The following is a 26,368-nucleotide window of genomic DNA, read 5'->3' as shown; positions in this document are numbered from 1 at the left end:
ATATCTTGCACACAGTGCTCAGGCGACGAAGAGCGGCCAACACACCGTAGCGAGCAGTCGTCCGTTGGTTGTGGACGGCGCGCTCGGAACCGGAGTGTACCGAGTGGCACATCCCGCACCGAACACCTGCCGCGCCCGTCTGGCGGTTAGCGCAGCGGTTTTGTTGACGACTCCAAGAACCGCAGGCTCGAAAGCGCAGTGGACATGTGGCATCCACCGTTTCCGAGCATCGGCCGCGCTCACTTGAGGGTGAGCGCAATCGCTTCATCGACGACACACAGCAATGCGGCAAAAACAAATAGCGATCGGCACCGGGTAGCCCACATGACGACGGGCGATGATGCCGTCAGACACGCCGCAGCGTTGATGTCACAACGCATGCGTCACACACGGCACTACTCAGTGATGCAGACCATCACTCGAAGCGCGCAGCTTCATCGAAGCTCAGGCGCGGCGAACGCGGGAACAACCCGGCCGGGTCGCCGTAGCCAAGATTGATCAGGAAGTTGGACTTGATCGGCGTACCGGCGAAAAACGCCGCATCCACCTTGGCGTTGTCGAAGCCCGACATCGGGCCGGCATCCAGACCCAGCGCGCGCGCGGCCAGAATCAGATAGGCGCCCTGCAGCGAGCCGTTGCGGAACGCCGATTCGGTGCGACCTTCGCGTGGGCCGTCGAACCAGCTCTTGGCATCGGCATGCGGGAACAGGTACGGCAGCTTTTCGTGGAAGTCTTCGTCGTGCGCCACGATCACGGTAACCGGCGCGGCCAGCGTCTTGGCGGCATTGCCTTCGGACAGCGCCGGCTTGAGCTTGGCCTTGCCCTCGGCGCTGGTCACGAACACAAAGCGCGCCGGCGAGCTATTGGCGGCGGTGGGGCCCCACTTCACCAGCTCATAGAGCTCACGCAGCACGTCCTGGCTGACCGGCGTGTCGGCAAACGCATTTTGCGTGCGGGCGGTACGGAACAGCTGATCCAGTGCGGCGGCGTTGAGCGAGTCGGACATGAGCACTCCAGAAGAAGGGGTGGCGCGACGGTAAGCTGCGGCGTCGGCACCAGTGTGAAGACCCGCAGTGTAGAGTGGCGCGATTGCCGCCACACGCGTTCAATCTGAAACAAATCTATGTCGGATCTGAAACGATGGCGGTGACCTGGGCGCTGAGCGACGGCCGCGCCGGCAATGCGCGCCAGGCCGAAGCACTGGCGCGGGCACTGCAACCTGAGGCCTTCCAGCCGATCCATCTGCACTCGCAGCCGCCCTGGCGCTGGGCGGCACCGCGTCTGCTACCCGGCGCACAACGCGCATTTGGCGCAGCGTTTGCCCAGCAACTGCAGCGCCCCCCTGCCCTGGCGATCGGCTGTGGCCGCCAGGCAGCGCTGGCTACCCGGCTGCTGCGCGCGCGCGGCAGCCGTAGCGTGCAGATCCTGGACCCGCGCCTGGATGCCCGCCACTGGGATCTGCTGATCGTGCCCGAGCACGACGCGCTGCGCGGCAGCAACGTGCTCACCCTGCTCGGCAGCCTGCATCCGGTGGACGATGCCTGGCTGGCGAACGGGCGCGCCGCGTTCCCGGCACTGGGCCGCCTGCCCGGCCCGCGGCTGGCGCTGCTGGTCGGCGGACCCACCGCGCAGGTGCCATGGACAACGCAGGAGCTGACCGCGCTATGCACGCAACTGCGCGAGCAACTGCGCGCGGCCGGCGGCAGCCTGCTGGTCACCGTCTCACGACGCACCCCACCGGAGGCGCTCGCTCCGTTGCGTGCGATCTGCAGCGGCTTACCGCATCTGCTGTGGTGCGACGACCGCGACGGCCCCAACCCGTACGCCGGCCTGCTGGGCTGGGCCGATGCGATCGTGGCCAGCGCCGACTCGGTCAACCTGCTCTCCGAAGCCTGCGCCACGCGGGTACCGGTAACGGCGGCGTTTGCCGAACAGGCGCAAGGCCGGGTTGCCACGTACGTGCGGGCACTGCAGTCGCATGGCCGTTTATGCGATGCAGCGGATGTCTTCGCAACGCCGTCGCACCTTCAACCGCTGCGCGAAACCCAGCGCATCGCCGCGCTGGTGCGCGAGCGCCTGCACGTATGATGGTTCAGCCGTGGCTGCCACGGGGCAACCACACGGACGATCGACCCCATGCAATTCGAACTTAAGCAGCGCAGGTGGCTTGCAACGGCGTCGTTGCTCATCGCCTTGACGTGCGCACTGCCCGCCGCTGCCGCGCCGGTCTGCACCCCGCACTATCCAACCCCCGCCACGCTGGCGGCGATGTTCGACATGGCCAAATCCACCCAGCAGACGCTGGACGCCGTGGACGGCGCGCAGGTGGTGCTGCTGGCACGCGGCGGACAGGATTTGAGCCGCTATGGGTTGAAACACAGCCATCTGGCCTTCGCACTCCGCGAGGACGACGGCACATGGCGGGTGAAGCACCTGCTCAATCACTGCAAATCGGACAACTCCGCGCTGTATCACGAAGGTCTGAGCAACTTCATCGGCGAAACTGCACTCAGTGCAGATCTGCGCGTCGGCGTGCTGGCACCGGCACTGCAGCGGCAGCTACGCACCTTGCTGCAGGATCCGGCCACACTGGCGCATGCGCTGCATGAGGCGCGCTACAGCATGATTGCCTACCCGTTCTCCACCGATTATCAGAACTCCAACCAGTGGGTGCTCGAGGTGATGGCAGCGGCAATGGCGGCAACCACGGCAGCAGATGCGACAGCTGCGCCGGTGAGCGATCGACGCAGCGCGCAAGCCTGGCTCAAGCACAACGGTTATCAACCCACCCGCTTGCATCTCGATCTGAGCAAACGCATTGGCGCACGTTTTTTCGTCGCTAATGCGGCGGTAACCGACCATCCTGCCAGCGAACGCATCTCCGGCAATTATTCGGTGATCACGGTCGAGTCGGTGTTCGATTTCCTGCAGCAACAACAGGTGCTGCAGCAGGACCAGTCCATTCCACATCGCGTTGCCACGAACGGAGCGTCTCCATGAACATCCCTTCTCGATTTACCGTCCTCGGGCTGCTGCTCGCCGTCTCGTTCGGTCAGCCGATGCCGGCCAACGCAGGATTGACCACGATCACCCGCGGCGATGCCTCTGCGATGTCGGCGATTCTGGTGATCTCCGCACCGTACTTCGTGTCGTTGGCGCTGGGCCATAGCGCGATGGCAGGCTCGGAAGCACTCGATAATGCATCGAACAAGGCCTCCGCAGGGCCGTTGCCGCCGATGCGGGTCAAGTCGGTGGAAAAAACCACCGACGGCGGTTGCGAAGTGCAGTTGCAGGATCCAGAAAAAGCGGACAACACCGCCCTGCTGCGCTGGCCGGCGCGCGAGGACGACCCGGCTGCGGGCTTTCGCGTTGGCGAGACGGTGACCTTCCAGCCGAGCCCGGCCGGTGCCGGCTGGACGGTGCAGTCGCCACAAGGCCAGGCGCTGGCGTTCGTGCCGACCGCAGAATCCGCTGCGCAGAACAGCAGCAAGACCTGGTGATGCCGGCAAGCTGCTTGCAGATGCTGGCGTCGGCCAGGATGGGGCGTTACTGACGCCTCCCGTCTGCGGTTACGGAGCTGAGCGCGGCGCGCGCTGCATCTTCCACCGTCTGCCGAACTGCCTGCCCGAAGGCGTGTGGATCGTCACCGATGCGTACGGCGTGCGCAGTCGCAGACCCGTAGCGCACTATGCCTGGCATGTGCGCAGTTGCCAGCGTGCCAATCGCGCGGCAGGTAGCAACGGTGTGTACGCCGATTGGCGATGTCTCGGTGGCGTGTGCGTGCGGGCACTGCTGGCACTGGTGGCGCGCCGCATGCGGTCAAACGACAGTGCTGCGGCACGGTGATCGATCAGGCATCGCGGTCGCGCGAACGCAAGCGATTCATACGGCGTCACTCCAGCGTGCTGGCGGCCATCCCCTCATCAACACGCCGTTTCAACCTGCAGCCGCCGCCGTGGATTCTACGTGCGGCTCTGCGCACTGGTCCGCCTGCGCCAACGCGCGGATAATCCGCGTTGCTCTGTCACTGCCGCACCGCCATGTCCAACACTTCGCCGACGCCGTACACCCCGCTCACTGCGCGCGCATTGGCATGGGCGGTAGTGGCCATGGGCGCGGTGGTGCTGCTGTCCAACATCCTGGTGCAGTACCCGATCAACGACTGGCTGACCTGGGGTGCGTTCTCGTACCCATTGGCTTTTTTGGTCAGCAATCTGATCAATCGCCGCTTTGGCCCACGCGCAGCGCGTACGGTGGCCTGGTGCGGGTTCGCGCTGGCGGTGCTGTTGTCGATCTGGCTGGCGACGCCGCGCATTGCGGCGGCCTCGTGCACGGCCTTTATCGCGGCGCAGTTGCTGGATATCACCGTGTTCGACCGGCTGCGCAACGGCAGCTGGTGGCGCGCGCCGATCGTGGCCACCAGCTGCAGCGCCACGCTGGATACCGCACTCTTCTGGAGCATCGCCTTTGCCGGTGCATCGCTGCCGTGGGTGAGCTGGGCCGCGGGCGATCTGGCGGTGAAACTGGGCATGGGCGTGTTCTTGCTCGGGCCGTTCCGCGCGTTGCTCTGGCGCAGTGCGCCTCGGGCGAATAGCTGAATTACGGTTGCGCTCTCGCGCCTTGCGCGCTTGGGCACCTGCGCTGTAAACGATTCGCCACCGCCACAGACACCCAGTCTGCGCATGTGTCAGCACACACCGCGTGCATGGCAGAAGGCCACCCACGTTGCCATGCGCACGGCACATCGCAGCACTCATGAAACGGCCACATGAAGGCATGCACGTGGCGGCAATGCTCTGGCGCAGCGCTTGACCTACATTAGGTCACCGCAAGACGCACCACGGCGACAGCAACGCCCACCGGCTGCAGCAGGTAGGCACGCAAAAAGCGCAGTAAACACAACAGCGGCGTGACGCTGCATGCATCGCGGCGTAGCGCTCGCACACGGTGATGCAGTGCAGTGATCGGCGACATCGCAAAGGGCATTGCTGCAGCCATGCCACTGCCCGCACGGTGTCGCCCGTTGGCCGCACACGTCATCCCTTCATCCACCGGCCAACGCAACCACAGCGGCACATAGCTGCGGGCGGCGTGCACCTTTCATGAGAGCCACACCATGCAACTGCGCATCTTCCTTCTGGTGCTCTTGCTTGTTTCATTCCCAACGCTAGGAGCAGACATGTCCAACGGTGCCGATAATTTCTACACCAGCGAGACGGTGACCGTGCAGAAGGTCACCTTCAAGAATCAGTACCAGATGACCGTGGCCGGCAACCTGTTCGTCCCCAAGGGTCTGGACACCGGCAAGCGGCATCCGGCCATTGTGGTGGGGCATCCCATGGGTGCGACCAAGGAACAGAGCGCCAATCTCTACGCCACCAAACTTGCCGAACAGGGCTTTGTGACGCTGTCCCTGGACCTGTCGTTCTGGGGCGAAAGCGAAGGGCAACCGCGCAACGCGGTGTCGCCGGACATCTATGCCGAAGACTTCAGTGCGGCAGTGGATTTCTTGGAAACGCAGACGTTTGTCGATCGCGAGCAGATCGGTGCGCTGGGTATCTGCGGCAGTGGCAGCTTTGTGATCAGCGCGGCCAAGATCGACCCCCGCATGCACGCGATCGCCACGGTGAGCATGTACGACATGGGCGCGGCCAACCGCAACGGCCTGCGTCACGGGCTCAGCCTGGCGCAGCGCAAGCAGATCATCGCCGCGGCCGCCAAACAACGCTCGGTTGAATTCAGCGGCGGGCCGGTGGAATACACCGGCGGCACGGTCCTGGCGCTGACGCCGGAATCCAACCCGATCGAACGCGAGTTCTACGATTTCTATCGGACACCGCGCGGACAGTACACACCCAAGGGCCAGTCGCCCGAGCACACCACACGGCCGACGCTGACCAGCAACGTCAAGTTCATGAACTTCTATCCGTTCAACGACATCGAGACCATCTCGCCGCGGCCGATGCTGTTCATTACCGGCGAGAAGGCGCATTCGCGCGAGTTCAGCGAAGAGGCGTACCGTCTGGCTGGCCAGCCCAAGCGATTGGTGATCGTGCCGGACGCAGGACACGTGGACTTGTACGATCGCGTGGATCTGATTCCGTTCGACACGCTCACCGCGTTCTTCCGCAAGCACCTGCAGTAATCCACGAGGACAGCGCCGATGCCGATCCTTCGCCCCAGCGCCTGCGTGCGCACCCTGTTACTGGGGTGCGTCTTCCTGGTCACCGCCTGCTCGGCTGCAACGCCACCAGCAGCGGCCACCCCACATACACCGGAGCGCACGATGCGTATCACCCTCACCATCGGCGATGACGTCGTCGAAGCAGAGCTGGTCGATCACTCGGCCACGCGCGACCTGCTCGCGCGGTTACCGATGACCGTGCCGTTCGAAGACTTCCATGGCAGCGAAAAGATCAGCTACCTGCCAAGCAAGCTCGACCTGAGCGCGGTTGGCCCTGCCGGCCCGGCACAGGTAGGCGACCTGATGTATTACGTGCCATGGGGCAACCTGGCGGTGTTCTACCGCGGCTACACGCCATCGCGCGATCTGGTGCGGCTGGGGCGGATCGTGTCCAACCCGCAAGCACTGACACGTTCGGCCAGCTTCACCGCGACCATCGCACGTGCGGCGCCCGCGGCTGAGTCACCGCCGCCGCACTGAGGCGGCCGATCACAACATGCATCAGCTGCGCTGCACATGGCGTGCTGCCGCTGCTGCAGGCTTTGCCAGACCCGTTCGCCGACGCGAGCCTCAATTTCCTGCCGAGCCACTCCTGCGCCTGGCGTCCTGCGCCAGCGGCAGCACGCAGGTAGCACTGTGAATCACCTGCACACCACCGCGTAATGCCTCACCCACGCGGTGCGTCCCTGCCGCGCGGGAACGCCAGGCCTTGCGCCTGCGCAATCGCAAAGATGCTGCCGGTGGCCTGCTGGATGGCGGCAGTTGGCGTGATCAGGCGCGGGCGCCGGTCCAGCGTGCAGGCCAGCCCGGCATCCACCAGCGTGGCATGTGCGTCGTGCAGCGCTTGCGCGGCAGTGCCGGGCAACCACTGCGCCTGCACCAGTGCATCGATCAGTGCGGGCGTGTCGCAGACCTGCAGCAACGGCGGATGCTGCGCCGCCTGACCCAGCACACCGGCCTGCAGCAGGAATTCCAGATCGACCAGGCCGCCGGCGCCCTGCTTGAGATCCAGCCGGCCGGCATCGCTGCGATCAAGCTCAGAGCGCATGCGTGCGCGCATCTTGCGCACGTCTTCGTGCAGCAGCGCAGGGTCGCGCACGCGCGCCAGCGTCTCGCGGCGTACCTGTGCAAACGCCTCGCACAGCGCGGCGTCGCCTGCGACCGCACGTGCGCGCACCAGCGCCTGATGCTCCCAGGTCCAGGCGCGTTCGCGCTGATACTCGCGGTAGCTGGCCAGCGACGACACCAGCGCGCCCTTGCCGCCGTCCGGACGCAGCCGCACGTCGATGTCGTAGAGACGGCCGGCACCGGTTTCGGCAGCGAGCAACGCCATCACCTTCTGCGCAAACCGTGCGAACCAGCGCCCGGCTTCCAGCGGCCGCTTGCCGTCGGAGCTTTCCACCGCGCGCGGATGATCGTAGAGAAACACCAGGTCCAGATCCGAGCCGAAGCCCAGTTCCAGCCCGCCCAGACTGCCGTAGCCGATGATGGCGAACGTGCCGCCGGGCACTTGCCCATGCGCGGCGACCAGCTCGACGCGCGCCAGCTGCAGGACGGTCTGCACTACCGCTTCGGCAAGCCAGGCCAGTTGCCGGGTGCTGTCCACCGCAAGTTGACGGCCATCGAGCGTGGCCAGCGCGATACGGAAACTCAGCGCCAGCCTGCGCTCGTTGAGTTCGCGCAAGGCCGCTTCGGTATCGTCGATCTGCAGCGTGTCGGCACATGCCGCATGCAGGGCCGCGCGATCGGGCAATGGCCCGCTGATGCGGGTGTCGAGCAACTCGTCCAGCAGCAACGGATAGGCGGCCAGCCGCTCGGCCAGCAGCGCACTACGCGAGAGCACATCGACCAGGCGTGCCAGCGCGCTGGGTTGTTCGTCGAGCAGCGCCAGATAGCTGGTGCGGCGCAAGGTGGCCTGCAACAGGCCCAGCATGCGCCGCACGGCGGCATCGGGCTGGCTGGCGCGCGTGGCTGCGTGCAGGAGTGCCGGCATGACCCGATCGAGCCGTACGCGTGCGCTATCGGACAGTGCGTGCACGCCGGACGACTGCGCAAAATCGCTCAACACCTGATGCGCGTTGGCGGGATCGTGCAAGCCGATGCCCAGCAGCGGCGCCGCATCGCCCTCGGGCAATGCGCGCCAGTAATCGGCCAGCGCATCCGGCGCGGTGGCACGCACGCGCGGCGCCAGCAACTCGGCAAACTCCGCCGCCACCCGGCTGCGATGCGGGGCCAGCGCGTCCAGCAGCGCCGGCCAGTCCGCGTAGCCCAGGCCCAACGCGATCCGCTCGCGGTCCAACGGCGCCTGCGGCAACGCATGGGTCTGCGCATCGCGCAACATCTGCAGGCGGTTTTCCAGACGGCGCAAAAAGCGATACGCCTCGGTCAAGGCCGCACCGTTGTCCGCTTCGATCTGGCCTGCGGCAACCAGCGCCTGCAGCGCAGGCAACAGCCGCCGCTCGCGCAGCGCGGGCTCGCGTCCGGCGCGGATCAGCTGCAGCGATTGCGCGAGAAATTCGATCTCGCGAATACCGCCGGGCCCACGCTTGATGTCGTCCAGCCGGTCGTGCCGCGCCACTTCGGCAGTGATGGCGGCTTTCATTTCGCGCAAGCCATCCAGTGCGGTGAAATCCAGATAGCGCCGGTAGACGAACGGCCGCAGCGTTTCCAGCCAGGCCTCGCCGGCAGCGATGTCGCCTGCCACTGCGCGCGCCTTGAGCCAGGCATAGCGCTCCCAATCGCGGCCTTCGCGCTGGAAGTACTGGTCCATGCCGGTGAACGACAACGCCACGCGGCCGGCGGTGCCGAACGGGCGCAGGCGCAGGTCCACGCGGTGGCTGAACCCATCGGCGGTGGTTTCGTCGAGCAACTTGGCCAGTTGCTGACCCAATCGCGCGAAGTATTCTTCGGCCGCCAACGGGCGCGCGCCGGTGGACTGCCCGCCCTGCGGGTAGGCGTAGACCAGATCCACATCCGAAGAAAAATTCAGCTCGCCACCGCCGAGTTTGCCCAGCCCGAAGACCACCAGCTGCTGCACGCTGCCGTCTTCGGCAATCACCTGCCCATGGCGGCTGTCGAACTGCTGCTCCAGCGCCTGTAGCGCACATTGCAGGCAGGCTTCTGCCAACCGGGTCGCACCGGCAAGCGTGGCGTCCACGCTGTCCAGGCCCAGCACGTCGCGCCACACCAGGCGGGTGGATTCAGCGGCGCGGAAGCGTCGTAACTGCGCCGCCCACGCCTGCGGCTGCGCCGGGTCGAGCGTTGGCATCGGCAGCGGTGGCGGATCGGCCTGGGCCAGGTGCAGCAGCAGCGCCGGCTGACGCGCCAGGGTTTCCAGCGCGAAGTCGCTGACAAGCGCGACCTGTTCGAGCGCTTGCGCAAAATCGCCGCCAGGCCACGGCTGCTCGGCAGGGACAGCCTGGCGGACACGCGCCACGGCCCGCTCGATCAGAGCGGTGAGCGCAGGAGAAGCAGATGTGATGGGCAGCGACATGCGTCGATTCTGGCATCCCTGCACGGTGGCGGCATGTGCGCGCGCGCCATCATCCGGCTGCGGCGTGCTGCCTGCGCATTCGCCTGCGCGATGCGTGACGCAGGCGAGTGCGCCTGCAAACCTCTAAGACCAGGCCAGGCCAGGCCATGCCCGGTGTGGTGCGAGGCGCAACGCACGCGGGTGTGGAGCGAGGTGGCGGCCCGCGGCGTGCTCGGTTGGCGCGAAGACGGTGCGGTGGACGTGCTGCTGGACGCCATCGCCTTCACCAACGGCGATGCGGTAGATGCGCAACGGCCGCTGGTGCCTTGCGCGCATGGCCGCCGCGCCACTACCCGCAGCGATGCGGCTGGACGGGCGCATTTCCTGGTCGGGCGTTTCGAGGGCAAACGGCTGAAGTCGCCCAACGCGCCGAGCGTGGCGCGCGACGGCGCGATCTGGTTCGCCGACCCACCGTTTGGCCTGCTCAAGCCCAGCCAGGGCTGCCCCAACCCGCAGGAACTCGACCACCACGGCGTCTACGGCGGCCGCCCGATGCTGGCCCGCTGCAGTGCATGGCAAGGCTGGATCACCCCAATGGCCTGGCGTTTTCGCCCGACGCGCGCGTGCTGTAACCCCGGAGGACGGCCCTGGCGAACCGGAGATCACCGCATGGGATTGGTGCGATGGTGCACTGCACGATCGACGCCGCTTTGCAGGGGTGCCGGACGGCCCGGCCGACGGCTTCTGGGCGGGCTGGCAAGGATGGCTGTGGAGCAGCTCCGGCGCAGGCGCGTGCATCTTCGTTCCGGAGGGACACCTGTTGGGGCTGGTAGCGACCCCGCGCACCGCGTCCACTGCAGCTTCGATCAGGATCAGCGGCGGCTGTTCATCAGCGGCGGCAGCACGCTGTGGATGCGGAAACTGCGGTAAATCCCGTGCTTTACGGAGCTGCACATGCTTGACTGGTCAAACGTCAGGCAATAAAAAAGCCCGCTTGCAGCGAACTGCCAGCGGGCTTTGCTCCCTCCCCCACGTCGGGATGCAGGATCATAGTGCGCGCCCCGAATCCGACTTGCACGCTGCACTGCAAAACAACACCAGACGGTACAGAACTGGCCCAGTTCTCTTCACGCAACGCTGCCGCGTCCGGTTGTCATCGCAACAGATCCGGCTGCGCCTGATACCACTCCGGCGCACGTAGCAGATGCCACTCGGGAGTGTCGTTGCGCAAACCGACTGCCGCACTCACTACACCCCAGCGCGCGAGCAGGCTGCCGCTGCGCTGCATGCCTTGCAGGCGCAACCGTGCATCGACCTGGAAACGTGCATTGCGCGCCTGCAGTCGATCGACGATGACGGTATCGCCTTGCCAATGCACACGACCGACGACCTGCGCCTGCCCTGCATCCACCAACCGCAGCATCCAGTTGGGAATGGAGCGGTCGCGCGCGTACAGCGCCATCAAAAACGCCAGGTCGCGTACCTGGATGCGCACGCGTCCATCCACACCGACCGGCTGACGCCACTGCATACGCGTGTCGTCCAGCACGATGCGTGCCCACCAGCCATCGCGGCGCTGTCCATCCGGACCGGTGAATCCGACATTGCGCAGCTGCACCGTACTGGCATCGAGGCGAAAATTTTCTGCACGCAGATCGCCACGCTGCAGGCGCAGATCGGCATCCACGTCGCCACGCAATGCGAGCCCGGCAAACTGCAGGCGGGCCGCGCGTGCACCGAGACGCAACCCGCCCTTGCCGATACGCCCACCGGGCTCGATCTGCAGATCGCCGCTAAGCACCCCGTTGCCACCATCGAACCGCAGCTGCTGCTGCGGCAGATAGCGGTTGTATGCGCGCAAATCAGGCACACGCGCATTGGCAAAGGTCAGATGCGCACGCGTGGCATCGCGCAATGTCGCCAGGTTGCGTGCATCGGCGCGTGTCTGCAGATCCAGACGCAGATCGCGGCCTTGCACGAACGGACGCGTGGGTGCGTCGGTGTGGGCGATCGCAAACTGCTGCATCTGCAACGCGAGCGCGGGCAACAGCTGACCGTTGGCATCGGCATCCACGCGCAGATCCGCACTGGCCTGCCCATCGATCGCGTGCCCCATCACGCCGACGTGCGCGCGCACATGCGGCACCCGCAGCCGGCTGCCGGCAGCGAGCTGGCCACGCCCGATACGCAGGTCCGCATCGACCAGGCCATCGCCCTCCAGGGTGAGCCAGTCCACATCCGGAAATAGCGCGGGAATCCAGCTGAGCGAGGCCAGCTGCCAATGCAGTCGTGCATGCCCGGAGGTGCGCGGCAGCAGGTCGCGTATGGACTGCAGCGGCACCTGCCGGCCCTGCACGCGCAGGTCGGCATCCAGCGTCAGCCCTGCATCGGCAGGCTCAGGCATGCTCACGGTCAGGCGCATGTTGTCGTCCACCTGTAACTGCGCCGCCAGCTCACCCAACAACGCGGCAGGCGTGCGCGTGCTGTCGTGCAGAGGCGCACGCCAGTGCAGCTGGCTGCCCGGTTGCAACGCGCCGCGCGTCCAGCGCAACTCGCCATCCGCACGCCCCTTGCCCGGCCGCGTGGTCACCGTGTGGCGGCCCTGTGCGGTGCGGGTGACATCCAGCGCGGCGGTGTCGCCATGTACCGCCACCAGCGCATCGGTCAGCTGCAGCAAGGCCAGCCCGCGTGCCTGGTCGGGCGCATGCCGCGCAATGCTCGCTTCCAGGCGCAGCTGTCCATTGCGCAGCAGTTCGCTCTTGCCCCACTGCACGCGTGCGTTGTCGAACACTGCGCGTGAAGGGAACACTTCCAACGGCCCGCCGCGCAACTGCTTGAACAGACCGAGCTGCAGCTGGCCGTCGCCTTCGATCCGCAATTGACGCAGCGATAGCGCGTGTACCTGCGCGGCATCGATGCGGTCGAACTGCAGTGTCCAGGCGGGCCTGGCGGGGTTTGGATTTGCAGGGGGCTTAGCGGGTTGCGGATTGCGTGCCTGATCCGATGGAGAAGACGCTATTGCTGCCGTTTCTGTTGCTGTTGCTGTTGCTGTCGACTTCGCACGTTCTGCGGCTGTCGCTGTTGTTGCTGTCGAAGGCGCTGCTGTCGCGCGCGTTGCATTCGCTGCGGCTTGCTCGGGTGCAGCGGTCGCGGATGCATTCGATGTTGCGTCCATCGTCGTGGTTGCCGGCTGTGCACCCACCGCGGCAGCAGCGGGAGCTGCGCCCAGGGCATCCGCTATGGACGGTGCCGACTGCAGGCCGGCACGTACACCGTGCACATGCAGTTCCGGCACCAGCAGTTGCCGATGCAGCAAGGGCAATATCCGGATCTGCCCGCTCATGCGCTGCGCACTGACGCTCCAGCGGTTGCGGGTGGAGCGGCCTTGCAGATCGACATCCCACAACATCACCCGTCCCGGCCACCAGGTCAGCCCAGGGCCCCAGTGCATGGCGAAGGTGTCCGGCTTGCGATTGAGCGCTGCCGGCCCGAGCGGGGTGTTGAGTAGCAGGTTGCCCAGCAGCATGTAGCCCACATACAGCGCGATCACGGCCGATAACGGCCAACGCAGCGTGCGGGGCAATGCGCGCCAGCGGGCGCGAACAGGCATCGTCATGACGTCAGGCTCCTTCAAGACCGCGCAGGCGGCGCCGCGCAGTGTGCCAAGCAGACCGTGAGTGCGGTGCGCATCGTGGGCACATGGCTGCGCACGCGTATGCGATGGCGATGGCGATGGCGATGGCGATGGCGATGGCGATGGCGATGATTAGCGCGAGGCATGGCGCTTGGCGTGGACGCCACGCGTTGAACGCTTCGCTCAATGCTTGATCAGACAACCGGACGACTTAGAGCGGCTAACACACCGTAGCGAGCAGTCGTCAGGTGGGTGGACAAAGCACAGGAACCGGAGTGTACGAGTGCACCATGCCGACTCCGAGCATCGCCCACACTCGCCTGGTAGTAAGCGGAGCCGTTTTATTAGCCGCTCTTCGCCATCTGATGCACACGCCGCGCGGCCCGCACTGTGATCTACACGGGCATCGCCCAAAATGTATGCCACACCTATCATCACGCCACGCCAGCACGCTTCGCCGAGCGCTTACTTCCGCCTGGATACCGGCGGCAGCAGGCCCGGCTGTTTGTCGTACCACTCGCGCGCGCCGGCCAGATGCCATTGCCGCTGCTTGCCATCCAGTTCGATGCCGGCGCCGAGCACACCCCAACGCAGATACAGATTGCCGCGCCGCGTGTCGTCGTCCAGCGCCAGGCGCGCGCGCAACGAAAGCCGCGCGTTTTCTGCCTGCAGATCGTCGACCGTGAGTTGCTGCTTACGCCAGCGTACGCGGCCGGTGGCATCGAGCTCGCCCGAATCCAGCAAGCCCACCACCCAGCGCGGATAGTCGGCCCGCTGCGCGAACACCGACAGCAGCGGCGCGGCATCGCGCATGCGCAGCGCCGCGTCGGCATCCAGCTGAAACGGGGCGGTGGCCTGGATGGTGCCGGCACCGACCTGCAGTTCGCCCCACCAGTTGGTATCGGCGGTGTCCTCGCCCACACGCATGTTGCGCAGACGCACGCGCGTCCCGCTGAGGTCGAAGAACTTGTTCTTGAAGTCGGCGCGTTGCAGCTGCGCCTGCAGATCGGCATCGCCGCGCATCTGCACGCCGGCCAGCGCCAGATGCGCGCCCTGCCCCCGCAGATGCGCATGCCCGCGGCCGACATCGCCGGCCGCGTTGAGCGCGACATCGCCGGTCAGGCTGCCGCTGCCGCCGAGCAGGCGTACGGCCTTACCGGACAGATAGCGGTTGTAGACCGTCAGGTCGGGCACCTTCGCATCGCTGAAACGCAGCTGCGCCTTGAGCGTGTCGCGCAGGCGCGCCAGTTCCGCATCGCCATGCATGGCCAGCTGCAGGTCGCGACCATCCAGCAGGATCTGCTTGGGCGCATCGCGTGGCGCGGCGCGGAACGTGGGAATGCTCACATCCAGATGCGCCTGCGGGGTGGCGGCATCGTCGATACGGCCGCGCGCCCTGGCGATGCCGGTCAAACGCGTATCGAACACCTGCGCCACTGCCTCCACGCGTGGAATCTCCAGGCTGCTGCCGCTGGTCAGCCGACCTTGCGCCAGGCGTAGATCGGCTTCCACCAAGCCGCCGCCTTCCAGCTGAAACCACGGCTTACGCACGAACAGCTCGGCGATCCAGTTCAAGGATTCGAACTTCCAGCGCCCCTGCACCTGTCCCGATAGCCGCGGCAGGATCTGCGCCGGCTCCTGGAAGGGAATGCTGCGGCCGGCAATGCGCAGATCGGCGTGCAGTTCGCTGCCGGTGTCTGCATCGCGCGGCAACCGCGCCTGTACGCGGATGTCCTGCGCCACGTCCAGCTGCAACGCCAGCATGCCGCGGTCGGTGGCACCGACACCGGCCATCAACGGCAGCCGCCACACTGCGTGGCCGCCCGGCTGCAGCGCGCCGCGGTCCAGCGTGATGTCGGCCTCCACGCGCGCGACCGATGGCCCGCTGCGGATGTCCACGTGCGGGGCACCGGTATCGATCTTCAATGCCACCGTACTGGCCTTCAACTGCAGGCGCGCACGGGTGATACCGAGCTTGCGCAGGCCGGGCGCTTCATCGCGGTAATGGCGCGGAAACTGGAACTGCGCATCCAGCTGCGCGCCATTGAAGACCTGCACCCCATCGAAGCTGACCACCGCATCGGTAAAGCCCGCCTCGGACGGAAACAGCTCCGATGGCCCGCCCTTGAGCTGTTTCAGAAAGCCGACCCTGCCGTGGCCGTTGCCTGCGATCAGCAGTTTCCCCACGCGCGCACTGCGGATGCTGTCGCTGCTGATCGCATCGAAGCGCAGCGTCCAGCCCTGGTCGCCACGTGGCGGCGGCGGGATGGGCGTATCGGAGGTTTCCACGTCCGCGCTCAGGCCGGTGGCATGCAGCCACGGCAGACGGACCTCACGCCGGAACAGGGCCAGCAGCGCGATGCGTGCATGCGCGCGATCGGCATGGAAGACATACACGGTGCGGTTGGCCTGCCCGCGCATCCGCACGTTCCAGGCCATCACCTCGCCCGGGAACAGCGTCAGTGCCGGGCCCGTCTGCATGGTGAACTTGTGCGGCTGCCGGTTGGTAGTGGCATCGAACAACGGCGTGTTGAGAAACACATTGCCGGCCAGCAGATACAGCGCGTACAGCGCCAACAGCACCAGCAGTGCGAGCCGCCACGGCCGGGGCCAGCGCTGAAAGCGTTCGCGAAGAGAGGGCATGGGCGCAGGCGAGGAAGAGTCTGCCGCCACTATCGGGGGTGCGCCGACGGCGAGGCGTGAACGCTGAGGGTGCCCGACACCGTGGAGGCGCTGTTAGGTGGGTTCTGGAATGCCCGCTGCAGCCTCTGCATGCGCGACACCTAGTGACGCTTCGCGGCCGCGTTCGGCTGATGATGAGCGCAGCGATTCCGGATGGCGTGCTCACTGGCAGCAGACGCCAGTGACCATTGCATCAAGGTCGCACGCAGCCAGATGCCTGCAGCGGGCGATAACGCGCATTCCGTTGCCGCTGCGCCCGCCATGTCCGAGCAACGCCTCCTGTACGCGCCGCTGCGCGACCGACGGGTGTCTGCCAAGGCGGCAGCCGCGCTGATCAAGCCGGACCAGACCGTGGCGACGAGCAGCTTCATCGGGTCCTGCTATCCCAAGGCGGTGCCGATGGCGATAGCGCAGCGGATCGAAGCGGCGAACCTACAAGGCAAGCAGTGGCCAACCTGCGCGTGCTCACGCCCAATCAGCACGCGCGCCAGTCGCTCGACCATTGCGTGTCCCAGCGCTATCGCAATGCACTGGAACACTAGATGGCATGCGCCGATCACGACAGCGATAGCACGCACACCCCGCATACGCTGACTGAGTCATTGGCGCGGCGCCAGCGCTGGCTCGACCCTGGCGACATGCTGGGCTGACGTTGCATGCATGCACAGGTTATTGGGTTACATCGCGTGTCCCCGCGCTATCGCAATGCAGTGGAACACCAGGTGGCACGCGCCAATCACGTTAGCGATTGCACACACATCCCGCATACGCTGACTGAGTCATTGGCGCGGAGCCAGCGCTGGCTCGACCCTGGCGACATGCTGGGCTGACGTTGCATGCATGCACAGGTTATTTGGTTGGGTGGTCATGCGTGCAGCGATGTACGCAAGTGAAGCATCGCCGCGGCGCCGATTAACTCTTTGGAAACTTCATGTCTGCCTGCGCCACGCAGCGACATGCGCAGGTCATGCACCTGGGCGATAACGTCCTTACCCGCTCGCTGGCGGTGCAGAACGTCTCTCCCTCCTAGCCACCGCAGCGACGGGTCACCAGTGGGTGGTGTTGTTCAATCCGCCGGACCGGCTCCCTGCGCCGGTCCGGCGTTTTTCTTTGGCCGCACGGGTGGCGGCTCAGGCGATGGATGCGTTTTTTCCGCCGCACCGTAGCAACGTCACCCCAGCCATCTTCCGCCGGCACAGTGGCTTTGGTTTTTCTCGGACGAAAGACGCTTTCATCCTGTCGATGCGCGCTGCTTTCATCCTGTCAGAAGAAACGACGCTCTCGCCCTTCTCCCATCGGGAGAAGGTGGCGCGTCGCGCCGGGTGCGGGTCCGGGCGACACCTGGTGCCGCATCCGTAAGCCGACCAACCCGCAACCTCAAAATCAGTCAACGAACGCGATGTCGCACGCTTACGCAGCCTCGGCAATCCGCCGCGCGCGCCGGGCGCGCACTGCAGTCGCCAGACGATCCAGTACCTGTACCGAAGTGTCCCAATCCAGGCAGCCGTCGGTGATGCTCTGGCCGTAGGTCAGCTCGCAGCCTGCGACAAGTTCCTGGCGGCCGCCGACCAGATGGCTCTCGACCATGACGCCGACGATGCGCGTCTCGCCGCCTTCCAGCTGCCGCGCGATGTCATCGATCACCTTGGGCTGGTTGTCGGGATTCTTGCCGCTGTTGGCGTGGCTGGCGTCGATCATCAACCGTGCCGGCAGACCGGAGGTGTTGAGCACCTGGCTGGCCGATTCAACGCTGGCCGCATCGAAGTTGGGCACCTTGCCGCCGCGCAGGATCACATGGCAATCCGGATTGCCCGCAGTCGCTGCCACAGCGGTCTGGCCGTCCTTGGTCACGGCCAGGAAATGATGCGGATGCGAGGCCGCGCCCACGGCGTCCACCGCAATCTTGACGTCGCCACCGGTGCCGTTCTTGAACCCTACCGGGCACGACAGACCCGAGGCCATTTCGCGGTGCACCTGGCTTTCGGTGGTGCGTGCGCCGATTGCGCCCCAGGCCACCAGGTCGGCGATGTATTGCGGCGAAATGATGTCGAGAAACTCCACACCGGCCGGCAATCCAAGGTTGTTGATGTCGCGCAGCAGGCCGCGCGCCACGCGCAGCCCTTTGTTGATCTGGAAGCTGCCATCCAGGTCCGGATCGTTGATCAGGCCCTTCCAGCCGATGGTGGTGCGCGGCTTTTCGAAGTACACCCGCATCACGATCTCCAGCGCATCGCCGAACTGCTCGCGCAGTGGGCGCAGCCGGTGTGCGTACTCCATCGCCGCGACCGGGTCATGGATCGAGCAGGGCCCGATCACCACCGCCAGGCGGTCGTCGCGCCCATGCAGGATCTCGTGCAGCGCGGCGCGCGAGTTGGTGACGGTTTCGGAGGCGCGCTCATCGCAGGGCAGCAGCGACAGCAGCTGCGAAGGCGGTGCGAGGGCTTCGATCTTGCGGATACGCAGGTCATCGGTCACAGGCGGCATAACAGTGTCTCGGGTCGGCGGTTGCATCGGGGAGCCAGGCGAGGCGGCAACAAAAAAGCCGCCAGTGTGCGCTGGCGGCTTTTCGGGAATGCTGCTGAAGTTTCCTTCAGGGTGAGCGCAATCCTTCCTCCGCCAGCGGCATCGGAAAACCGTAGTACCAAAAATAAAACTGGCTGCGGGGTGCGTTCATGGGATGCATTGATACCACGCATATTTGCGCGTTGCCACAGTTTCATCGGCAACGGAACGTTGCAGCGATGTCATCGGGCACGTGCCTGCCATGCTCTGTCAAACCCACGCTGACCGCTTAAGAGCGGCTAACAAAACGACTTCGCGCCATTCTACTGTCGGCTGGCTGATCTGCTGCCTGGCTGCAGGGCCCTTGCCCGCCCACCATCGCGGGACACGCTGCAAGTACGTCCTTGTAAAAGCTCTTGCGCGGCATCCAAGCCGCGTAAGGTCCCGCGACGGTGGGCGGGCAAGAGCCACTCGGGATGGTCGGTGTGCATGGCTTCCAACAAAGCAACCAGCAGACTCTCTGGCGCGGTGTCCTCGCCGATTGCGAGACCGTTGGCGGCATGGATGCCGCCATCGAGCCCCCAGGGACGGGTTCACGGCGTGTCCCGCGAGCGGTGAGGGCACCGCGCATTCGACCCATTCAGCGTTTGATCTGGACTTCTGACTGCATCCACCAAGATGCAGCCGACAAAACCACTGCACTCACTGGCAGGCGACCGCTCGCTATGTTTTGTTAGCCGCTCTAAGCGCAACTGGATCGCATCACCCATATTCAATCAAAACGTAAACACATACTCCGCTGCCACTTCGCGGCCGATCGGGTTGAACAAGGTGGTGTTGTAGAACCCGTAGCCGTAGAAGCGCTCCTTGTTCTCGTAACCCACTTCGTTGAACACGTTGTTGACGTAGAAATTGACCTTGGCATGGTCGGTGATCTTGTAGCCGGTGCTGAGGTTCCAGTAGATCGCCGGGCCCACGCGACCGAAGTAGCGCTTGCTGCTCTCGCCCAGATGCACGTTGGCGGTGTCGGTTACCAGACATTGGTCCGATGCGCTGGGCTGGTAGCCATCGTCGAAGCGCGCGCAGGTGCCCCAGTTGACCGCACGCATCGAGCCGAGCCGGCGTAAGTACACCGTCCAGTCCCAGGCGCCACCGTTGTCCCAATGCACGCTGCCACGCACCCGGCTGCGCACGCGTTCGTCGCGGCGGTTTTCGTCGCTGTCGGTGCGGTAGATCTGTTCGCGATAGGCGATCAGGTTGTTGTAATCCAGCGACAGCTGGAAGTTGCCCCAGCCGGCGGTGGCAAGGCGATACTTCAACGATGCATCGATGCCGGAGGTTTCCATCTGCGCCAGGTTGATCGGGCCGCGCTCGATACTGGCGATGGTGCCGTCGGCATTGCGCACCACGCGCGAGGTGATGGTGTCGCAATAGCCCGCACCGCCGGGATTGTTCCAGGCGCCACCGCTGACGGTGGTGCCGGTGCGGCAGCCGGCTTCGGCGGACAGGATCTCGTCGCGGTCCAGATCCTTGATCATTTCCTCCAGCTGGATGCGGTAGTAATCCACGCTCAGCGACAACCCTTGCGCGATATCCCACACCACACCGCCAGTGAACGAGCGGCCGGTTTCCGAGCGTAGATCCGGGGTGCCGCGCCGATTCACATCCACGGTGTAGTAGATGTCGTTGTTTTCGTCGTTGCAGCCGCCGGTGAGGTAGGCGCCTGAGGAAATACAGCGGTATTGATCGATCACGGTCTGGTTGGTGGAGCTGGGTTCGCCGAGCACGTAGTGCATGTCCGGCGCGCGGAAGCTGGTGGCCAGCGTGCTACGCAACAACAGGCTCTCGACCGGGCGCCATTCCAACCCCGCGCTCCAGGTGGTATCGCTTTGCGTGCCGACATCGGTGGCGATGGCGGCCGACGACCGGTAACTGCCATAGCGGTCGTATCGACCGGCCACATTCGCGCTCAACGTGGACAGCAACGGGATCTGGAATTCCAGGCCGGCCGAGCTGCGCACGCGTTCGCCGCCGCCGCTATCGACCACATCCACCGGGTAGCACTCGTTGGCGCACGGGTCCGGCGACAGTTGATAGCCCTGCTTGGCGACTTCGGCCACGGTGGCGAAGCGGATCGGTCCGGCCCAGCCCTGCACCAGATCGCCGCTGAGGCTGAAACTGGCCTGATTTACCCAGGAATACGCAGCATTGTGCGATTTGGCGACCAGGTCGTCGTACTGGTCCGACGACAGCGGCGCGTACAGGCGCGCTTCGTTGATCGCGTAGATGGGCGAGCCATCGGCGGCGGTGCCGGTGGGGCTGCCGAGGAAGTACTCGGTGGCACGCGCGGTATCCACGGTGCGGATGTATTCGTCCACCGTGTAGCGTGAGCGGCCCACGCTCAACTCCCAATCGAAACGGTCGGCCCAGACCCCGCGCAGGCCGGCGCTGAGATCCCACGATTGTTCCTTGTTGTAGTTGGCCAGCCGGTCCCAGCCGCCGGCTTCGCGCCGGGTGAGCTGACGGATCAGGTTCAACGAGCGCCCGGTGGCCGCGTCCTGGAACGGGCCCAGATACGCGTATGGCGGGTCGTAGGTCCAGCGCCCGATGCTACGGTTGGCCGACAGCGTGGCCCAGGCTTCGGTGGCCTCTCCGAACTTCCAGGTGCCGTAGAGATAGGCCGAATAATCTTCGCTGCCGGTGACCAGGCCCCAGTCGCCGTAATCGCGCGCCACGCCGCAATAGTTGCCGGTATTGGTGAGCGCGCCGCTGTTCTGGTCGTAGCTCAGCCGCTGCGCATCGACGAACTCGCCGCCGAAGCGCGCGCAGGTGCCCGCAGGCGGCGCCAGACGCTGGTTGGTGTTGGCATCGACCAGGCTCAGGCCAGTGAATGGATTGAAGCCGTACAGGCGGTTCTGGCCGGTCCAGTTGGAATAGGACATGTCGTCCGAGTCGTCCATTTCGGGGCGATCGCGGCCGCTCAAGGGGTCGCGCCGCGTGGCCTGCAGGGCGTAGGTCACGCTCCAGTTTTCACCGGTGCGTCCGCCCGCCCACGACACATCGAAACTGTCGCGCCCGCCTTCGGTGGCGGTTCCGCCACGCAGGCGCACCTGGTCGCCCTGGTAGTCGCGCTTGAGGATCACGTTGACCACGCCGGCCACCGCGTCCGAGCCGTAGATCGCCGAGGCGCCGCCAGTGAGGATCTCGATGCGCTCCACCGCCGCGGACGGGATATTGCTGTAGTTGGAAAAGTTGCTTTCGCCGCCGTAAGGCAGCGGGTAATCGGCGACGCGGTGGCCATTGACCAGCAGCAGGGTGCGCCCCGGCCCCAGGTCGCGCAGATTGATCGGCGAGGCGTTGGGCGTGTGCGAGCCCCATTGCGTGTCGGCTTCCACCGAGCCCTGCTGATTCATGCTGTTGAGCACGTCGTAGACGGTGGCGAAACCTTCCTGCTGGATCTGCTGCGCGGAGATGGTGACCACCGGCTGCGCGCCTTCGACCTGCGCGCGCTTGATGCGCGAGCCGGTGACGCTGACCGCGTCCAGCGTGGAGGTAGCGCGCGGTGTGTCCGGCTCGGTTTGCTGGGCCATGAGCGGCGCTGCGGCAGCCGTCAGTGCGAGAGATACGGAAATCGACAAGGCAAGACGATGACTGCGGCAGTTCATAAGATCCCCGGGAGAAGCCGGACGCGGCCGGCGTGGCAGTGCGCTGCAACGACGTCTGCCAGCGATGCATGCACCGCCGCCCCTTGTCCGATGGCCCCCCGACCACGCGGCGCAAACGCCTGCCCAGCGACGCTAGAGCTGCGATGACATCGGTGTCAATACACTCTTACGCAAGTGTGATCGACATCGCGGTCCTGGGTTTGCGAATCCACTGGACACGCTTGCGCTCGCATGGCGATTGCGCGAAGTGCGGCGCACTCCGCAGGCGATGCGTCGCACGCTTCGGCTTGGTCGCCTGTTTCGTTAGCTTGCCTGATCGACTGGCCGCCTGTTCGCTTGTCCTCTGGGTGACAAGGTTCGATTGATTCCTGATCGCTTGGCGTTTGGCAGTGCGCACGCGACACGCACACCAGCCGGGAGACTGACAGCTCAGCAGTCGGCAATCCCGGTGCGTCGCTTCTGCCGGCAGTCTGGCGTCGTCGCGACAACCCGATGCCTCACAGCCTTAATGTGCCCGCATCGAGCGGCTACGCCAGGGTGCAGGCGCTGGGCCCGGGCAACGAACGCCGCACGGCGACGCGCGCCATCGACTCAGGCCAGATAGCGGCGGAACCACGCAATGGTGCGGTCCCACGCCAGCGTGGCGGCGGCCTTGTCGTAGCGCGGCGTGGAATCGTTATGGAAGCCGTGATTGGTACCAGGGTAGAGATGGGCCTCGTACACCCTGTGCTGTGCCTTGAGCGCGGCCTCATAGGCCGGCCAGCCGGCGTTGACGCGCTCGTCCTGCGCCGCGTAATGCAGCAGCAACGGCGCACGGATGCGTGCGACCTCCTCGGCGGTCGGTTGACGGCCATAGAACGGCACGGCAGCGGCCAACTCGGGATAGGCCACGGCCGCTGCATTGGCCACCCCACCGCCATAACAGAAGCCGGTGATGCCGACCTTGCCGGTGCTGTTCTCGCGGCGCATCAAGAACTCCACGGCGGCGAAGAAATCATTCATCAGCTTGGTGGGATCGACCTGCTGCTGCAACGCGCGGCCCTTCTCGTCGTTACCGGGATACCCGCCGACCGAACTCAGGCCATCCGGCGCCAACGCGACAAAGCCGGCCTTGGCCACGCGCCGCGCCACATCTTCGATATACGGATTCAACCCGCGATTCTCGTGCGCCACCACCACACCCGGCACCGGCGCGCCGGTCTTGGCCGGACGCACCAGATAGCCACGTACGTCGCCATGCCCGTTGGGCGAGGGATACCGGATGTACTCGGCCACGATGTCCGGGTCGGTGAATTCCACCTGGGTGGCCAGCGCGTAGTCGGGACTCATCGATTCCAGGATCGCCGCCGCACTCAACCCTGCCACCGCAAAAGCGGCCGCGCGATCAAGAAACTCGCGCCGGCTCAGCGTGCCGTGCACATAGCCATCGTAGAGCTCGAGCAGTGCGGGATGAACATCCTGGGCGGTCAGACGGGGCATCGGCGTTCTCCTGGAGCTGGCCTGGCGAGCTGGGCGATCACGCCAGGCAGCATACGGTCTGCGCCGACGCTGCCTTCACTTGGTCTGCAGGTCCCTCCCGACAACGGCTTGCGTGCTACTGCGGCAGGACCCGTGCACGGCTAGCACGCGGTCGGATGTGTCGTGGCTGTCCAGTACCCGAAGGCACTGTGCCCGACCAGGCGCCGACCACAAACAGCATTGGATCCCAGCGCTGCTCGGTGCGGGAAACAAGCACGCGCGTTGCGGGTGCCGTAGCCGGCTTGCTAGGGCGTTTGTTCGGCCTGCGACCACAGTCGCCGATTTGCACCTTTGTGTTTCTAAGGCTTGACGTTGCGAGCGCTCACGTTCAACGACATAGACTTCCCCGGATCGGCTGCGTTGTCCGCCAAGCGAACGCTGTATGTGCCTTCCGAAATCGCCCACTGACGCGCTGCGGTGTCGAACCTGGCGAAGAATCTTGGATCGATCTCAAGTTCCAACTTTTTGCTCTCACCCGGCGCAAGCTCGACGCGCTCGAAGGCACAAAGCCGTTTTGGAAACTTAATCACGCCCTCGCCCGCCACATACACCTGCGCTACATACGCTCCGGTCAGGTCGCCGGAATTGCTGACAACAAAGCGAGCGACGAACCTGCCACCTTCGTCACTCACGTGAAAGTCATGGGTTTCAAAGCGCGTATACGACAACCCGTATCCGAACGGGAACAGCGGTGTTAGCGAGCGCGCGTCGAACCAGCGATAGCCTACATCGGCGCCCTCGACGTTGTAATCGATGCAGAAGATCTCGCCCTTGATCGGCTCCCCCGGATTGGACGTCGTGGTCGACGGATCTCGCTGCTCAGGATGCGGCAACTGTTCGACACTCTGTGGGAACGTGATGGGGAGGCGCCCGGAAGGGTTGACGCGGCCAAACAAGATGCCAGCGATGGCCTCTCCGCCGCCTAGGCCAGGATAGAACGCTGCGACCACGCCAACGACGTCGTCTAACCAAGGCATCGTGACCGAGCCACCTGAGATCAGCACGACCACGGTGTTTGCGTTGGCCTTGGCCACGGCAGTGATCAATGCATCCTGATCATCAGGCAACGAGAGACCTTGGGCATCTTGACCTTCCGAGCGCCATTCTTCGGCAACGACGATGACCGCATCGGCACCATGCGCCGCTTTGACGGCTGCGGCTGCATCGTTCGCGCTCACATAAACAACCTGCGCCGCGCAGGCTTCGGCCTTGATGGCGTTCAAGACCGAGCTGGGATGGTAGACCTTCTCCATCACCGTTCCCATGAACTCGAAACCAGGCTTGGTCACGCTGCCGATCGGAGTGACGGCAGACGAGCCGCCGCCCGCCACGACGCCGATGTCCGCCTGCGTGCCGATGACGACGATGCGGTTAGCGCCTCTCGAAAGTGGCAGTACATCTGCCTTGTTCTTGAGCAATACGATGCCTTGCTCAGCAGACCGCTGCGCCAAAAGGCGATGTGCGGCGTAGTCGATCGCGGCGCCTGGCTTGGGCGGAGTGTCGATGACGCCGACAGCAAAAAGGCTACGCAGCTGACGGTGCACCATGTCGTCGATACGCGATTGGGGGACCAAGCCATTGCTGACGGCGGTTCGCAGCGGTTCGGCGAAATAGGGTTCAGGGTCCAAGTTCGCTCCGGATTGAACATCCAGCCCGGCAAGTGCGGCCTTCTCCACCGAGTGTGTCGCCCCCCAGTCGGACATCACCCAACCCGGATAGCCCCATTCCCCCTTCAATACGGTGTTGATGAGGTAGGCATTTTCGCTGGCCCACTCTCCGTTGACCAAGTTGTAGCCAGGCATCACGGCGCCTGGTTCACCAATCTCAATCGCGATTTTGAATGCCAGCAGATCCGACTCGTGGAGCGCCTGATCGACGATGTGCGAGTTCACCACTACGCGCCCGGTTTCTTGCGGGTTGATCGCAAAGTGTTTGACAGTCGAAACCACGCCTTGCGACTGAATACCAGCAACGGAGTTGCCAGCGATCACACCAGTGAGTAGCGGGTCTTCGGAGACATATTCGAAGTTGCGTCCACCACGTGGCTCACGCACCAGGTTCGCCCCGCCCGCCAACTGCACATTGAAACCCTTGGCCCTGGCTTCCTGCCCAACCATCGCGCCCGTTTTGCGCGCCATGATTGGATTAAAGGTCGCCCCAAGCAACAACGACGACGGCAGCGCTGTGGCGTTGTCGCCAGGACGTACATTCGCCAAATTGCCTACACCCAGACTTGCATCGGTTTGCTGTTGCGCAGGAATGCCCAAACGCGGCACTGCCGGGTAGTAGGCCGCTGATCCGAGCGCACCTTCCGGCTTGCTACTGCCTGCAATCGGAATTGCCATTGGCCCGGACAACCATGCAAATTTCTCGTCCTCGGTCATCGCCTGAACCACCAGCCAAGCGCGCGTCTCTGCTGGCAGGCTTGCATCAGACCAAGGGAATTGCTGCGCGTCCGCACAAGCCGATCGAACATGCTCCTCACCGACAATGCGAGCGTTGTCCGTGTCTTTCGGCGTATCGCTGCGAGATGGGCTGTGCAAGACAGAACTCCTGAAAATTTTCTGGAAAGATAAATGTTTGAGAGTGTGGACGCGATGAAGCGCTGCGCTCAAATGGGTACGTCGCACGAGCAGCGGATCGCTTGTCACCGAGGCGAAGCTTTCGCGCTTGGCAGTCAATGAAAGATCGATGCCTCAGACATCGCAGAA

General features: G+C 65.1%; 16 protein-coding genes, 2 other RNA genes and 3 pseudogenes. 8 read left to right on the top strand and 13 right to left on the bottom strand.

The genetic code is table 11. From position 1 onward, the window contains the following. Positions 1-34: 34 nt before the first annotated feature. Positions 35-112, bottom strand: a non-coding RNA gene (locus tag ABQU90_RS13215) — sX9 sRNA. A 303-nt stretch (positions 113-415) separates the two neighbouring features. Beyond that, positions 416-1,006, bottom strand: a complete 591-nt coding sequence (locus tag ABQU90_RS13210) for a malonic semialdehyde reductase (protein WP_039424579.1) — start codon at positions 1,004-1,006, stop codon at positions 416-418. 134 nt (positions 1,007-1,140) lie between these two features. On the opposite strand from ABQU90_RS13210, the gene ABQU90_RS13205 reads away from it, so the two are divergent. From ABQU90_RS13205 to ABQU90_RS13190, 4 genes are all read left to right on the top strand, one after another. After that, entirely contained in the window at positions 1,141-2,088 is a 948-nt protein-coding gene (locus tag ABQU90_RS13205) for a mitochondrial fission ELM1 family protein (RefSeq protein ID WP_323522866.1), read from the top strand. A 48-nt stretch (positions 2,089-2,136) separates the two neighbouring features. Continuing rightward, entirely contained in the window at positions 2,137-3,000 is an 864-nt protein-coding gene (locus ABQU90_RS13200) for a DUF2145 domain-containing protein (protein WP_323522864.1), read from the top strand. Then, complete coding sequence (locus ABQU90_RS13195) at positions 2,997-3,500, top strand: hypothetical protein (protein WP_323522863.1); 504 nt, start codon at positions 2,997-2,999, stop codon at positions 3,498-3,500. The genes ABQU90_RS13200 and ABQU90_RS13195 overlap by 4 nt, the downstream gene beginning before the upstream one ends. 540 nt (positions 3,501-4,040) lie before the next feature. Then, complete coding sequence (locus tag ABQU90_RS13190; RefSeq protein ID WP_323522862.1) at positions 4,041-4,598, top strand: VUT family protein; 558 nt, start codon at positions 4,041-4,043, stop codon at positions 4,596-4,598. 220 nt (positions 4,599-4,818) lie between these two features. On the opposite strand, the gene ABQU90_RS13185 is transcribed toward ABQU90_RS13190, so the two are convergent. Then, complete coding sequence (locus tag ABQU90_RS13185; protein ID WP_349780863.1) at positions 4,819-4,986, bottom strand: hypothetical protein; 168 nt, start codon at positions 4,984-4,986, stop codon at positions 4,819-4,821. A gap of 193 nt (positions 4,987-5,179) precedes the next feature. Between ABQU90_RS13185 and ABQU90_RS13180 the strand changes: the two genes are divergently transcribed. Further along, positions 5,180-6,145, top strand: a complete 966-nt coding sequence (locus tag ABQU90_RS13180) for an alpha/beta hydrolase (protein ID WP_407078728.1) — start codon at positions 5,180-5,182, stop codon at positions 6,143-6,145. 141 nt (positions 6,146-6,286) lie between these two features. After that, positions 6,287-6,664 carry a cyclophilin-like fold protein gene (locus ABQU90_RS13175; protein ID WP_323522860.1) on the top strand — a complete coding sequence of 126 codons (378 nt, stop codon included), beginning with the start codon at positions 6,287-6,289 and terminating at the stop codon, positions 6,662-6,664. 187 nt (positions 6,665-6,851) lie between these two features. Here ABQU90_RS13175 and glnE read toward each other — a convergent pair whose 3' ends face one another. Next, entirely contained in the window at positions 6,852-9,677 is a 2,826-nt protein-coding gene (gene glnE / locus ABQU90_RS13170) for a bifunctional [glutamate--ammonia ligase]-adenylyl-L-tyrosine phosphorylase/[glutamate--ammonia-ligase] adenylyltransferase (protein WP_323522859.1), read from the bottom strand. Positions 9,678-9,767: 90 nt separating this feature from the next. Here glnE and ABQU90_RS13165 point away from each other — a divergent pair. Next, positions 9,768-10,586: pseudogene (locus ABQU90_RS13165) on the top strand (SMP-30/gluconolactonase/LRE family protein). 223 nt (positions 10,587-10,809) lie between these two features. Here ABQU90_RS13165 and ABQU90_RS13160 read toward each other — a convergent pair. The 5 genes and pseudogenes from ABQU90_RS13160 to ABQU90_RS13145 form a co-directional block, all read right to left on the bottom strand. After that, a pseudogene (locus ABQU90_RS13160) lies at positions 10,810-12,597 on the bottom strand (hypothetical protein); the annotation flags it as partial. 305 nt (positions 12,598-12,902) lie between these two features. Next, positions 12,903-13,272, bottom strand: a pseudogene (locus tag ABQU90_RS22805) (hypothetical protein); the annotation flags it as partial. A gap of 236 nt (positions 13,273-13,508) precedes the next feature. After that, positions 13,509-13,582: non-coding RNA, sX9 sRNA (locus ABQU90_RS13155), on the bottom strand. Between the two features lie 173 nt (positions 13,583-13,755). Then, positions 13,756-15,933, bottom strand: a complete 2,178-nt coding sequence (locus ABQU90_RS13150; protein ID WP_323522857.1) for a translocation/assembly module TamB domain-containing protein — start codon at positions 15,931-15,933, stop codon at positions 13,756-13,758. 140 nt (positions 15,934-16,073) lie between these two features. Further along, positions 16,074-16,343 (bottom strand): hypothetical protein, encoded by a 270-nt coding sequence (locus tag ABQU90_RS13145; RefSeq protein ID WP_349780878.1) that lies wholly within the window; start codon positions 16,341-16,343, stop codon positions 16,074-16,076. A gap of 688 nt (positions 16,344-17,031) precedes the next feature. Here ABQU90_RS13145 and ABQU90_RS13140 point away from each other — a divergent pair. Further along, on the top strand, positions 17,032-17,331 hold the full coding sequence (locus tag ABQU90_RS13140; protein ID WP_349780862.1) for a hypothetical protein: 300 nt from the start codon (positions 17,032-17,034) through the stop codon (positions 17,329-17,331). Positions 17,332-17,382: 51 nt separating this feature from the next. Here ABQU90_RS13140 and ABQU90_RS13135 read toward each other — a convergent pair whose 3' ends face one another. The 4 genes from ABQU90_RS13135 to ABQU90_RS13120 form a co-directional block, all read right to left on the bottom strand. After that, positions 17,383-18,456, bottom strand: a complete 1,074-nt coding sequence (locus ABQU90_RS13135) for a 3-deoxy-7-phosphoheptulonate synthase (protein WP_055853104.1) — start codon at positions 18,454-18,456, stop codon at positions 17,383-17,385. A gap of 794 nt (positions 18,457-19,250) precedes the next feature. Further along, a complete protein-coding gene (locus ABQU90_RS13130) occupies positions 19,251-22,064 on the bottom strand; it encodes a TonB-dependent receptor plug domain-containing protein (RefSeq protein WP_323522855.1) in 2,814 nt (937 codons plus the stop codon). A 666-nt stretch (positions 22,065-22,730) separates the two neighbouring features. Next, positions 22,731-23,618: a YghX family hydrolase gene (yghX, locus tag ABQU90_RS13125; RefSeq protein ID WP_055853116.1), complete on the bottom strand. Its 888-nt coding sequence runs from the start codon at positions 23,616-23,618 to the stop codon at positions 22,731-22,733. 338 nt (positions 23,619-23,956) lie between these two features. Then, on the bottom strand, positions 23,957-26,338 hold the full coding sequence (locus ABQU90_RS13120) for a beta-glucosidase (RefSeq protein WP_323522854.1): 2,382 nt from the start codon (positions 26,336-26,338) through the stop codon (positions 23,957-23,959). Positions 26,339-26,368: the final 30 nt, after the last annotated feature.

Source organism: Xanthomonas sp. WHRI 10207 (assembly GCF_040202975.1).
Taxonomy (GTDB): Bacteria; Pseudomonadota; Gammaproteobacteria; order Xanthomonadales; family Xanthomonadaceae; genus Xanthomonas.
The sequence above is the reverse complement of the archived record's forward strand: the minus strand, read 5'-3'. Positions and strand labels throughout refer to the sequence as shown.

What these genes read in the sequence shown, in the direction of transcription:
- ABQU90_RS13210 (WP_039424579.1), bottom strand. Translation starts at nt 1,006, where the DNA reads ATGTCCGACTCGCTCAACGCCGCCGCACTGGATCAGCTGTTCCGTACC.
- ABQU90_RS13205 (WP_323522866.1), top strand. Translation starts at nt 1,141, where the DNA reads ATGGCGGTGACCTGGGCGCTGAGCGACGGCCGCGCCGGCAATGCGCGC.
- ABQU90_RS13200 (WP_323522864.1), top strand. Translation starts at nt 2,137, where the DNA reads ATGCAATTCGAACTTAAGCAGCGCAGGTGGCTTGCAACGGCGTCGTTG.
- ABQU90_RS13195 (WP_323522863.1), top strand. Translation starts at nt 2,997, where the DNA reads ATGAACATCCCTTCTCGATTTACCGTCCTCGGGCTGCTGCTCGCCGTC.
- ABQU90_RS13190 (WP_323522862.1), top strand. Translation starts at nt 4,041, where the DNA reads ATGTCCAACACTTCGCCGACGCCGTACACCCCGCTCACTGCGCGCGCA.
- ABQU90_RS13185 (WP_349780863.1), bottom strand. Translation starts at nt 4,986, where the DNA reads ATGCCCTTTGCGATGTCGCCGATCACTGCACTGCATCACCGTGTGCGA.
- ABQU90_RS13180 (WP_407078728.1), top strand. Translation starts at nt 5,180, where the DNA reads ATGTCCAACGGTGCCGATAATTTCTACACCAGCGAGACGGTGACCGTG.
- ABQU90_RS13175 (WP_323522860.1), top strand. Translation starts at nt 6,287, where the DNA reads ATGCGTATCACCCTCACCATCGGCGATGACGTCGTCGAAGCAGAGCTG.
- glnE (WP_323522859.1), bottom strand. Translation starts at nt 9,677, where the DNA reads ATGTCGCTGCCCATCACATCTGCTTCTCCTGCGCTCACCGCTCTGATC.
- ABQU90_RS13150 (WP_323522857.1), bottom strand. Translation starts at nt 15,933, where the DNA reads ATGCCCTCTCTTCGCGAACGCTTTCAGCGCTGGCCCCGGCCGTGGCGG.
- ABQU90_RS13145 (WP_349780878.1), bottom strand. Translation starts at nt 16,343, where the DNA reads ATGAAGCTGCTCGTCGCCACGGTCTGGTCCGGCTTGATCAGCGCGGCT.
- ABQU90_RS13135 (WP_055853104.1), bottom strand. Translation starts at nt 18,456, where the DNA reads ATGCCGCCTGTGACCGATGACCTGCGTATCCGCAAGATCGAAGCCCTC.
- ABQU90_RS13130 (WP_323522855.1), bottom strand. Translation starts at nt 22,064, where the DNA reads ATGGCCCAGCAAACCGAGCCGGACACACCGCGCGCTACCTCCACGCTG.
- yghX (WP_055853116.1), bottom strand. Translation starts at nt 23,618, where the DNA reads ATGCCCCGTCTGACCGCCCAGGATGTTCATCCCGCACTGCTCGAGCTC.